Annotated in this window: 10 protein-coding genes; 8 read left to right on the forward strand and 2 right to left on the reverse strand. The window is 48.6% G+C overall.

Annotated elements, in window-relative coordinates:
* The 3 genes from Q1K24_RS07460 to Q1K24_RS07470 all read left to right on the forward strand — a co-directional run.
* A partial coding sequence (locus Q1K24_RS07460; protein WP_300368258.1) for a hypothetical protein occupies nt 1-1,920 on the forward strand: 1,920 nt, incomplete at its 5' end.
* Nucleotides 1,917-2,342, forward strand: coding sequence for a hypothetical protein (locus Q1K24_RS07465; RefSeq protein WP_300368261.1), 426 nt, complete (start codon nt 1,917-1,919; stop codon nt 2,340-2,342). The genes Q1K24_RS07460 and Q1K24_RS07465, both read left to right, overlap by 4 nt.
* Nucleotides 2,342-3,502, forward strand: coding sequence for a GGDEF domain-containing protein (locus Q1K24_RS07470; RefSeq protein WP_300368264.1), 1,161 nt, complete (start codon nt 2,342-2,344; stop codon nt 3,500-3,502). Before Q1K24_RS07465 ends, Q1K24_RS07470 begins: the two co-directional genes overlap by 1 nt.
* Here the strand turns inward: Q1K24_RS07470 and Q1K24_RS07475 are convergent.
* Entirely contained in the window at nt 3,480-4,091 is a 612-nt protein-coding gene (locus Q1K24_RS07475; protein ID WP_300368267.1) for a class I SAM-dependent methyltransferase, read from the reverse strand. The two genes, Q1K24_RS07470 and Q1K24_RS07475, sit on opposite strands and share 23 nt — an antisense overlap.
* A gap of 32 nt (nt 4,092-4,123) precedes the next feature.
* Between Q1K24_RS07475 and Q1K24_RS07480 the strand changes: the two genes are divergently transcribed.
* The 5 genes from Q1K24_RS07480 to Q1K24_RS07500 all read left to right on the forward strand — a co-directional run bounded on the left by Q1K24_RS07480 (nt 4,124) and on the right by Q1K24_RS07500 (nt 9,887).
* Nucleotides 4,124-4,717, forward strand: a complete 594-nt coding sequence (locus Q1K24_RS07480; protein WP_300368270.1) for a YigZ family protein — start codon at nt 4,124-4,126, stop codon at nt 4,715-4,717.
* A 156-nt stretch (nt 4,718-4,873) separates the two neighbouring features.
* A complete protein-coding gene (locus tag Q1K24_RS07485; protein WP_300368273.1) occupies nt 4,874-6,256 on the forward strand; it encodes a phosphomannomutase/phosphoglucomutase in 1,383 nt (460 codons plus the stop codon).
* A 4-nt stretch (nt 6,257-6,260) separates the two neighbouring features.
* Nucleotides 6,261-6,932: a SprT family zinc-dependent metalloprotease gene (locus Q1K24_RS07490; RefSeq protein ID WP_300368276.1), complete on the forward strand. Its 672-nt coding sequence runs from the start codon at nt 6,261-6,263 to the stop codon at nt 6,930-6,932.
* Nucleotides 6,929-9,202: an AAA family ATPase gene (locus Q1K24_RS07495; protein ID WP_300368279.1), complete on the forward strand. Its 2,274-nt coding sequence runs from the start codon at nt 6,929-6,931 to the stop codon at nt 9,200-9,202. Before Q1K24_RS07490 ends, Q1K24_RS07495 begins: the two co-directional genes overlap by 4 nt.
* Before the next feature lie 106 nt (nt 9,203-9,308).
* A complete protein-coding gene (locus Q1K24_RS07500; RefSeq protein ID WP_300368282.1) occupies nt 9,309-9,887 on the forward strand; it encodes a GNAT family N-acyltransferase in 579 nt (192 codons plus the stop codon).
* A 48-nt stretch (nt 9,888-9,935) separates the two neighbouring features.
* Here the strand turns inward: Q1K24_RS07500 and Q1K24_RS07505 are convergent, their stop codons facing one another.
* Nucleotides 9,936-11,072 carry a methyl-accepting chemotaxis protein gene (locus Q1K24_RS07505; protein WP_300368285.1) on the reverse strand — a complete coding sequence of 379 codons (1,137 nt, stop codon included), beginning with the start codon at nt 11,070-11,072 and terminating at the stop codon, nt 9,936-9,938.
* Nucleotides 11,073-11,198: the final 126 nt, after the last annotated feature.

Consider the following 11,198-nt stretch of genomic DNA (forward strand, 5'->3'; position numbering starts at 1 on the left):
TCTCTTCTTTTCGTCAGTGCGATTCTCCTTTCACAGACGCTTTTTGCCGAGGAGTCGATAGAGGATCTTCTGAAAACATACAGAAAAGAGGCGGACCTTTCCAAAGAGACGAAAAAAGAGAATGCCGGCCATCTCTATGTGTTTACGCGGGACGATCTGGAACGTATGCAGGTCTACCGTCTTTCCGACCTGATCAAATCGATGAAATTTGTACGCTACAATCTCAACAGTTTCGGTATGACCGATCCCTTGCAGAGAAACCCGATCTTCTACTCCAGCGACATGATCAAGGTCTATATCAACGAACACGAAATAAGCAGCGGCTATTCCGGCAGCGGTCTGCAATTTTATGGAAATATCGATATGGGGATGTTCGACCATGTCGAGATCTATTACGATTCACCGGTCCTCGACGTTGCAACAGAACCGGCTACCGCCGTCATCAAACTCTATACGAAGTCGCCGGAACGTGAGATCGGCGGAGACCTGCAGTTGAGAATCGGTGATCGTGGAATGCAGGAGGCCGAGATTTCCCATGCGAAAGTCTTCGATACATGGTCTTACTTTGCGTATGCCGAAGAGAGTGAAAACTATTTCAAACATGAACACCCGGCAGGAACAAGCGTATCGAAAGATTACCGCCAGCAGCATGCATTTCTCGATCTACATCGGGAGAATCATCGTCTGGAACTGGAGTATCTTGGCCAGAATCACGATCCTTTCACCGCTCAGAGTATGATGCTTACACCTACAGGAGGCGACTGGGACAGCCCGATGATGCGGGCATCCTATTCGGGGAGCTGGCTGGAGAACAGTCTGCATACGACGGCTTCCTATATCTATTCGTCGATCGATATGGATATGACCTCCTATTATCCCTTCTGGGGAGAGATTCTGCCTCCCTTCAATTCGCACCCTCACCTTCCTCCATCCCGCTTCAAGCTGAAAGCGAAAGGGGATCTTTTCACCGTCAAATCCTATTATGAAAAGATGTGGGAGATGCATCAACTCAAAGTCGGTGCTATTTATCGATACAAAAGTGCGAAAACGACGGAATATTCCTTTAACGATATAGATGACAGTGACAGAAAGGCCCATTTCAATATCGGTTCACTCTTTTTCCAGGATCAGATGCATCTATCGACCAATACGATGCTCTCGTTTTCCATGAAAGTGGACTATTACGACTTTTCGAGAACCTATCATCAGGAGAATGATGATGATACGATGACCACATGGCAGGGACGCATCGCCTACAGTGCCATTAAAAACAACTGGTATTTCAAAACGTTTTTGACACATGTGGAGTTTCCGACCCAGCTCTACGACCTGCTTATGCATGGTGCCGACCTCGATTCCCAGAAGTTCAACACCCTCTCCTTCGAAGGCAAATATGTCGGTGAACGCGACGTAATACGTCTTTTCGTTTCGGGAAGTCAGGTAATCGATTTTAACGATATCGCCAGTCTGAACACCGGAAACAATCGCATCAAAAAAACCGATCTGAACCTAATTAATTCATCGATCGATTTTACGCATCATTTCAGCAGGAATCACCGTTTCGATTTCGACATCTATCATACACATGTGGACAAAAAGATTCAGAATCAAAACAAGAACTATGTGGGCCTGACACTGCGCCTGCTGGATACATTCGGCGATTGGGATATCTTCAACGAACTGGTCTTTCGTCAGAAAACCCCGGAAGTTGATCCGGGATGGGATTACAATGCCGGTGTCAAATACCGCGTTACGAAAGATCTGACATTCGCACTCAAAGGTGTCAATATTTTCAACGATGCGAAAGAGACGAGATATTATGCACTCGATGTGACGCAGCTTCCCAATTATGTGATGGATGGGAAAAACCTTCCCGTTATCGAGCGACAGGTCTATTTCACACTGGAGTGGCTGTTTTGAAAAAGTTGTTGGTCACGCTCTTCATAGCACTCCAGCTCTTCGCGATGCCGTCCGAAGATATCGATATCAAGATATGGAAACGTCTTATTTACGACCTTTCACTCAAAGAGTACAAGATCTATACGATCGACAAGAAGCTGAAGGATATTTTGTGCAAAATTCCCGGTATCACGATGGTCGAAAACTGTGAATATGCCACTCTTATCATCGAATCGAAAAAGAGTGTTGTCGAAGATAAAAAGTGTGAAAATATTCCGAGGCTTTCCAACAACTATCGGCTTCTTCTCACACACTCCAACGAAATCGGAGCGTTTTTCTGGATGAAGGGACGTCCTACGATCATCCTTTCCAAACCGAGACTCGAACGATTTGGTCTGAAAGTCGATATAGAACTGCAAGATTACCTCGAAGAGATTGAGTAATGAAAATTACAAGACAGTTCGATCTTGTTTTAAAGATAGGCATTGTCATCCTGACGGTACTGACCGTCGCAATGATCTACCTCTATCTTCAGGTCGACAAGGTTCTCTCCTCGACTCGACAGGAGATGATCGAGATGATCGTCAACCGGTATCAGATGGAGTTTCAAAGTGCAACTTCGCTCATTCGGAACAGAACCGGAGCAAAGGTCGTTGATACGCTTCAAAACAATAAAAGCCTGCGTCGGGATTTGCAGGAGATACTGGGGTACTTCAAAACCCCTGAAGTCGAGAATCTTTTTGTCGTATTCAGGGACAGCAACGGCCGATACCGCTACCTGCTGGATGCGGAATCGGATCCCGAAAAACAGGCGATGTTTATGCAGCGTTTCGAGCCCATTTCCAATATTTGGAACAGGACATATGAAACGAAAGAGAAACAGATCTACAAACATCTGAAAAACGGTTCGTTGTGGGTCAGTATCGCCATTCCTCTGCTCGAAGATGGAAAAGTCACCGCGATTCTCGGAAGCGACCTGTCAGCTTCGATTCGCAGTGATGTCGAACATAGATTCAGCCGTATCAAATCGATGATGTTCGGAGTGGCGGTGATCATCGTGATTATGCTGATATTCGGCTATATACAGATTTTTTGCTATTTCAGAGGACGATCGAAAAGTTTCATCGACCCGCTTACAGGCGCGTACAACAGAAAATTTCTTTACGAAGTCCTTGCCAATGCAAACTTTGCCGAATATCAGATCATTATGTACGATGTCGACCATTTCAAACATGTTAACGATGCCTATGGGCATGATGTCGGCGATGACGTACTAAGAATGCTGACAAGCAGAATTCGGAAAATGCTTCGGAAAGAGGACCATCTCGTCCGATTTGGGGGTGAAGAGTTCATTGTTTTTCTGAAGACAAAAAGCAAAGAGGAGGCGAAAGAGGTTGCAGAGCGGCTGAAGAAGACGATAGAGACTTCTCCGTTTGTTGTTGGCAAGAATATCATGAGTGTCACGATATCGATCGGCATCAACAGCGATGTGCCCGCTTCCACCAATATCGACCATGCCATCGAAATAGCGGATGAACAGCTCTATTGTGCGAAAAATGCCGGGCGCAACCGAGTATGTGTCAACGGGATGGTGGTTTCGTAGCGGTGAGCAGAAAGATATCGTAATGGCGCCCTTCGCCTTTATCGATGCGATAGATCTTTTCATACTTTATAGCCGTGAACCCGCTCCGTTTCGCGATCTTTTTCAGTGATGTCCCGTCGAATCCAAAATGGTATACTCCCGCGTTTCCATGATCATGGAACGAACCATCCTCCGGTGCGAGATCGGCCAGTGCGACAAATCCACCGGGGTTGAGCAGATCGTACAGCCGATCGAAACATGCCTGCGTATTCTCGATATGGTGAAGTGTCATCGAACTGATGATACCGTCGAAATGTACCTTTTCGGACAATGCCATGATATCGGTCTGAAAGACATGGATGGAATCGCCCCATTTTTCGAGGTTTTCCTGTAGTTTCTCGAGCATTCCCGATGATCTGTCCACGGCGGTAATTTTCCCGACATGCGGCAGGATTCTGCGGGTCAACAGTCCTGTGCCGGCTCCGACATCAAGCAGATGCATCGATCGGTTCAGAGGTATCTCTTTTTCGATCGCGTCGGCAACCGCCTGGGCCTGGGCCTGCCTGCGTTTTGAGGCATCCCATGTGCCTGCCCGTTTGTCGAAACTCATTCTTTCCCTTTTTTGGGTAAAATTCTATCACAATGAAAAAAGTCACCCGCCCGTTTTCGGTCGAAACCGAAGTCAAACGCTCCAAATTTCTCTCGACAATTGTCCCCTTCGACGCGCTGGAGAGCATACGCAGGGAATTGCGGCAGAACCATCCCAAAGCCAGTCATATCGTATGGGCGTTTCGCAGGCTGAATGAGTATGGACAGATCGTTGAAGAGTGCAGTGATGACGGTGAGCCGAAAGGGTGTGCCGGAAAACCTGTTCTTCGTGTGATACAGGGGAATGAGCTGGTTGAATGTGCCATCCTCGTCGTCCGTTATTTCGGGGGCATCAAACTGGGGACAGGAGGCATGGCCAGAGCCTACAGCGATGCGGCGAAACGGGCTGTCGATGCTGCCGCCCTGATCCCCTATGAGAAAGAGAGCAGCATCGCTTTTTTCACACCGTACTCTGAAATATCGCGCTGGGAACATCTGATCAAATCGATGGAAGGCCTGTCGGTATCCCGCCATTTTGACGAGGATGGTGCCCGATGGCAAATTACCGCTCCGCAACGTGCCGTCGAGATGTTGCAAAAGCATCTGCGTGATGCACGCAGGGAGTTTTCGATAGAATTATATAATTGACATTATGCAACCCCCCTTGGCGGAACGTCATCTCGGAAGCGTGAGCTTTCGTAGCTTTAGGGGGTTGCAAGGGACGGCCAGTCCCTGCCAAGTCATGGGCTTCGCTCATGACTTGCATAACATTAGTTATAGAATAGATAAAAAAGGTTGTTATCTATGCAGCATATATTTCGTGAATATGATATTCGCGGTCTTTTCGAAGAGGACCTGAATGAAAAAACGGTCAAGCTCATCGGCTATTTTCTTGGCAGAAAAATCAAGGAGAAAGGTGATTATGCTGTCGTTTCCTACGATGCACGAACCCATTCTCCCCAACTCTCCGACTGGCTTGTCAGCGGTCTGAATGCGGCGGAAATCATTGTTCTTCACGGCGGTCTCGTACCCACACCTGTCAACTACTTCTGCAATTTCAACAAATTCCATGTCGGCGGCAAGGATGTGATCCCGGCCGGAGGCATACAGATTACCGGCTCGCACAATCCTCCAGAATACAACGGATTCAAGATCACGATCGGCCAGGCCCCGTTTTACGGAGAAGATATCTATGCATTGGGAAGGGAGATCGAGGAAAACAGCGATATCGCCATTCCGACCGAAACCGATTCCATCGAGATACCTGCACTCGAAAAGTATGTCGACTATCTTGTCAAGGAGTTTGATGCACTGAAGGGCTTTGACCCGAACATCGCAATTGACTGCGGAAACGGAGCCGCGGGTGTCGCAATAGAACCTCTTCTGGAACGATTGAAAATTCCTGTGAAAAAACTCTACTTCGAACCCGACGGCACATTCCCGAACCACCATCCCGATCCGAGCGAAGAGGAGAATCTCGCCGATCTGAAAAAGGTTCTCGAAAAGGAAGAGGCACGGTATGGTTTCGCATTCGACGGAGATGGGGACCGCATCGCCTTTTTGAGCCGGAGATACAATTTCAAGGGAGATATACTGGCCCTCTTCTTCGCGAAAACGATGCGGAATCCGACGGTGATCGGGGAAGTGAAATGCTCCCAGATCATGTATGACGGTATCAACAAAATCGGCAAAGCGATCATGCACAAAACCGGACACTCCAATCTGAAAGTGCTGCTGAAGGAGACCGGTGCGGATCTTGCTGCGGAAGTGAGCGGTCACATCTTTTTCAATGACCGCTATTTCGGTTATGACGACGCGATCTATACGATGATGCGTATTCTCGAGATGCTGAAAAACGGTTTCGATTTCGATGCGGAGTACGAACGGCTTCCCGTACTTTACAGCACTGACGAAATCAAAGTCAAAACGACCGATCAAAAAAAATTCCAGATCATCGATGCTCTGAAAAAGATACTCTATAGCAGAAAAAGCGCACTGGGAATCAGGGAGATCGTGACCATCGACGGAGTGCGTGTCATTTTCGAAGATGGGTGGGGTCTGGTGCGCGCCAGCAATACCACTCCGATCCTCGTTACGCGTTTCGAGGCCGAAAGTCCGGAAGCGCTTGAACGTATCCGCAGTCTGATGAACGGGCTGATCGAAGAAGCGAAAGAGGAGGTCGGATAACGGCGTGGCCTCCAGCGAAAAGGAATATTTTTCCATCGATTATGAAATCCGATGGCGGAAGGGGCAGAAAAATCTCTACCTTCGTATCCGAAGCGACGGCAGCGTGCTGGTGACAGCACCCCGTCACCTTTCCCGAAGCCGGGTGGAGGCTTTCGTCGAAGAGAAGTCCGCATGGCTCAGCCGACGATTGGGAGAACACCGGATTCATGCCCGTCCCGAACCCGGACACTACTTCGATGGGTGCCGACTCTGGTACCTGGGAGAGAGCCACCCCGTTGCGAGGGTCCCTTCATCACGCGACAGCATCCGTTTCGACGGGGATTCCTTCACCTTTCACTGCCGTGACGAGGCGAATTTTTCCAAAGTCCTGAACCGTTTCTACCTGCAGCGTGCCAGACTCTTTATCGCTCCGAAAGTCGATGAATGGGCAGACCGTATGAAACTTTTTCCCAAAGATATCCGTTTTCGGCGCTACAGGAGCCGATGGGGGTGCTGCAGTGCCGAGGATAGTCTCTCCTTCAATACGGCACTCATACGCTACGATCCGTCCCTTATCGATTATGTCATTGTCCATGAACTGGCACATATTCGATACAAAAACCACAGTCCCGATTTCTGGCGTCTGGTAGAGCAGTTCGTACCCGACTGGAAAACTCTGCGCAAGAGGCTGATGTGAAACTGACCGGCACAATCAAACGCATCCTCTTCTCCAAAGACGGATTTCTCATTGCTCTGCTTGAAGGTGGAACAAAAATTTCCGGCAACTCTCTCATAACCGATCTCGAAGCCCTCGAAAACCAGGAGGTAGTACTCGAAGGGGAGTGGACGGAGCATCCGAAGTTCGGTCCCCAGTTCAATTTCGAGAGGCTCGATATCCGAGGAAGCGAACTTTACTTCTATCTGACAAAAGTCGTCAAAGGTGTCGGACAGAAACTTGTAAAACGGTTGATCGGACATTACGGGGAGGAAGAACTGCTTCGTATTCTCGATGAAGAGCCGCAGAGACTCCTCGAATTCAAAGGTATCAAAGAGAAAAAACTTGCCCAGATTACGGAGAGCTGGCAACGATACAAGGAGATACGCGAGCTTGCGATGTTTCTGGCCCCTTACCGGATCGGTCAGTCGATTGTCAGAGAGATCTACCAAACCTTCATCGACAAAGAGAATCTGCTCGATATGATCCGGCAGAACCCCTACATCATTACCCAGGTGAGGGGAGTCGGTTTCAAGCGGGCCGACGACATGGCGTTGTCGATGGGCATCGATCCTGTGTCTCCGTTCCGGATCGAAGCGGCGGTCAACTATCTGCTGCGCGAAATCGGCGAGCAGCAGGGAAACAGTGCCGTTCGATATGAAGATTTCATTGAAAAATTGGGCAAAGAGTTGAGTATGGAAGGGGAGGAGAAGCTCATGAACCGCGTCATCGGTTCAATGATCGAAAAGGGTATACTCGTCGAGCTTGGCGATTTTCTCGCCCATACCTTCTACTACACGGCGGAAAAGGGGATCTACGATTTTTTCAGACAAAGCACGAATGAACGGCATGACCCTATTGTAGACGATATCGGCGCCTTTATCACCGAGACAGAGAAGGAGATCGGATTCAGGCTCGGAGAAGAGCAGAAAAAAGCGGTAGAGTTACTTAACGAGGGTAGAGGGATACTTGCCCTTGTCGGATATGCCGGTACGGGGAAGAGTACAAGTGCCAGAATGATGCTGAAGCTGCTTGAGCGCCGGTACGGTTACGATGCAATCGTTACGACGGCTCTGAGCGGCATTGCATCGCAGCGCATTCACGATACGACGGGATACCGAAGCGCCACGATACAGAGCCTTCTGGTTTCGCACAAGGAGAAGGATGAGCTCCCTTACGATGTACTCTTGCTCGACGAAGCTTCCATGGTCAACTCCCAGATTTTTTTTCAGCTTATTTCGAAGCTGAAGTCGGATGCCAGACTGCTCATTGTTGGCGACGATGGTCAGTTGCCGCCCATCGGAGCGGGAAATGTCTTGTTTGATATTGTAAAATATGAACTCGTTCCCGTCGTCAAACTGACGAAAATCTACCGACAGAACGAGGACCAGGCCATCGCTCTCATCGCCGATGCGATTCGAAAAGCGGAAATGCCTGACTATGAACGTGAATACCTCGATTTCAAATTTGTCGATGTCTCAATTCCCCGTTACCACGCAATGAAAAATGAATTGAACGAAAGCGAAAAGAGAGAGTTGAGGGAGTCGCACAATGGAGAGATTCTCCACGTTCTGAAAAGCGAGGCCATCCCCTATATTGTCGAGGCACGCAAACGGCTGGAAAAAAAAGAGATACGGGAGTATCTTGCGCATCTGCAGATTATCACACCCATGCGCAGCGGCATTCTCGGAGTCGAAAATCTGAATTTCCATTTTCAGAAGCTTTTCAATCCCAACGCCAGACACTCTGTCAGAAAAGGGACGTTCGAATATGGCCTCTACGACAAGGTGGTCCATATCAGGAATGAAAACATGCCGGCTTATTCGACGGAAGGCTTCAAAGGGGGAGAAGAGGCCGCCGAACAGCGAATCTTCAACGGGATGATCGGCATCATTTTCAAAATGGATTCCGATGAGGAGGAGTGCTTCGTCTACTACCCCAATGAAAAGGTTATCGTACGTTACGGTTATGAGATGCTCGGAGAGTATCTCACTCTCGCCTATGCCCTCACCATTCACAAAACGCAGGGAATGGAGTATGATAGCGTTATCATTCCGATGACCTACAGCCACTATATCATGCATAACACCAAGCTGCTCTACACCGCCGTGACCCGGGCGAAAAAGATGTGCATCATCGTGGGTGAAGAAGCGGCATTCCGAGGGGCCTGCCGTCGCATCGATACAACCCGTCGCACAACGGTGCTGCAATGGCTTGCAGCCGAAGAAAAACATATTATGGAGCATCCGTGAAAGATCAACCATTTTTCGGAATATCAAGAAGGATCCCTATCGATAGAAGATGCCGAAAAGCCCCGGAATGCTCACGTCAAACGGATCGATCGAAAAGAGCTGTCAGGTGAAAATAGCGAAAGTCGAAAAGAGAGAGATTCTCGAGCAGATCTATCGTCTGCGCTACAAAGTGATATGCGAAGAGTTGCAGGAACTCGATGCGTCCGATTTTCCCGAGGGTCTGGAGTACGATGAATATGACGAATATGCCGACCAATATGCCATTTTCAACCGAAAAGGGGAGTTGATCGGATGTTTTCGGCTTATCTACCGATGCCCCCTCGGCCTGCCGGCGGCGAAAGTATTCGAACTGGACGGGATACTCGATGCGGTCGGAAGGGACAACATTTGTGAAATATCGCGCATTTCGATCGAAAAAGAGCATCGGAGCCTTCAGAATACCATCGACATATTCACACGCATCATGGTATTCGGCTGCATGTTTATGAGAAAGAAGAGAATGGATCATGCGCTCTGCGCAGTCGAAGAGAGTCTCTACCGGCTCCTGCGAATATCGAACGCTCCGTTTGAAAAAGTAGGTGAGCCGAAACGCTACTATGTCCGTGATCGTTTCCCTCTGCTGCTTTCGATGCGTAAACTGGCCGAGATCCACCCCAAATATTGCCGGTACCATTCCCGCTCATAGGAATTTTTGAGATGGGTTCTATACAAACTTCTCCAATTGAAACGGGTGTCAGACAGCGGCTATCTGTCCTTTCAACGTGTTTACTTTGGCAATGAGAGCCTGGATAAACCGATGGTTCTCCTCGACGATACCCGTGATAACGTGAATTTTTTCAGATAACTCTTTCGTCATTTTTTTCGTCTGGACTACTTCACTCTCGATGATTTTCGAATTTTCGATATCATCGCTGCTCAATGTCATGACATTGTGAATCAGTTTGTCCGCTTCGTGCATGCTGTGGTGTGCTTCGTTGCTTTTTTCCACAAGTCTCTGCATTTTCCGGGCATCCTGATCGACTTGATGAGAGACATCGCTGACCGATTGGACGATGGTGTTGATCGTGATATTGATTTCACTCAGGCTTTTCTGTGTCTTTTCTGCCAGATTGCGCACTTCGTCGGCGACAACGGCGAACCCTCTGCCGTGCTCCCCGGCACGGGCCGCCTCGATGGCTGCGTTGAGTGCCAGCAGATTGGTCTGATCGGCAATATCGGAAATGATGCCGAGAACATCTTTGATTTGCGCCGTGGTGTCGGCAAGCGACTGCAGACGTGTGTTGACTTCGAGGCTGCGTCGGTGCTGATTGTCGATGTTTTCGTTGAGTTCGTGTATGACGTTCTGGGCATTTTTGATCGACAATCCCACGTTGCTGATTTCCGACTGCAGATGCGATGAAAACTCAATATTCTTCTTCCCTTCATCTTCGGCGATGGCGAGTGAATCGTCGATTTTCCGCGATACGTCTCCTGTCTCCTCGATGATCGTGTCGACCGTTTGCGATGTCTCCCGTACTTTGCTCTCCAGGCGTCCGATTTCGTCGACCAGAGTGCCCAGATCGACAACCTGCTGCACTTTGCTTCGGAATGTGTTGATGGCGCGTACGAGCTGCGCATATTCTTCACTGTATTTGGCGTCGACTGCAAGCGGTTCGGAGAGTTTCATATCTTCGAGATAATGGATCATCTTTTTCGCCAAGTCGACACCATTGATTTTTTCGTCAAGGTCATGGACGAAAATAACGAGTGCGAGCACTATCTGAACAGCCATGCCAATAGGATTGTCGGTAAAGAAAAATGCATTGATCAGAAGCAGTACAATGCCAACCCAATGCACCAGCCTCATACGGAAAAACAGGGAATGAACCATCGAAAAGCCTTTGCAATATGATTGTCGATAATTTGCAAAAAGATCGGCAAATTGGCCCGTTTTAGTTAGAAGCGTAGCGAAGCGGGTTCAATGGAATGACTGTTTCATGAAAACAGCAATGCGGTG

The sequence above is a fragment of the Hydrogenimonas sp. genome (assembly GCF_029932565.1).
GTDB lineage: Bacteria > Campylobacterota > Campylobacteria > Campylobacterales > Hydrogenimonadaceae > Hydrogenimonas.

Excerpts from the sequence above, each read along its gene's own strand:
- Q1K24_RS07470 (WP_300368264.1), top strand. The coding sequence starts at position 2,342 with ATGAAAATTACAAGACAGTTCGATCTTGTTTTAAAGATAGGCATTGTC.
- Q1K24_RS07475 (WP_300368267.1), bottom strand. The coding sequence starts at position 4,091 with ATGAGTTTCGACAAACGGGCAGGCACATGGGATGCCTCAAAACGCAGG.
- Q1K24_RS07480 (WP_300368270.1), top strand. The coding sequence starts at position 4,124 with ATGAAAAAAGTCACCCGCCCGTTTTCGGTCGAAACCGAAGTCAAACGC.
- Q1K24_RS07485 (WP_300368273.1), top strand. The coding sequence starts at position 4,874 with ATGCAGCATATATTTCGTGAATATGATATTCGCGGTCTTTTCGAAGAG.
- Q1K24_RS07505 (WP_300368285.1), bottom strand. The coding sequence starts at position 11,072 with ATGGTTCATTCCCTGTTTTTCCGTATGAGGCTGGTGCATTGGGTTGGC.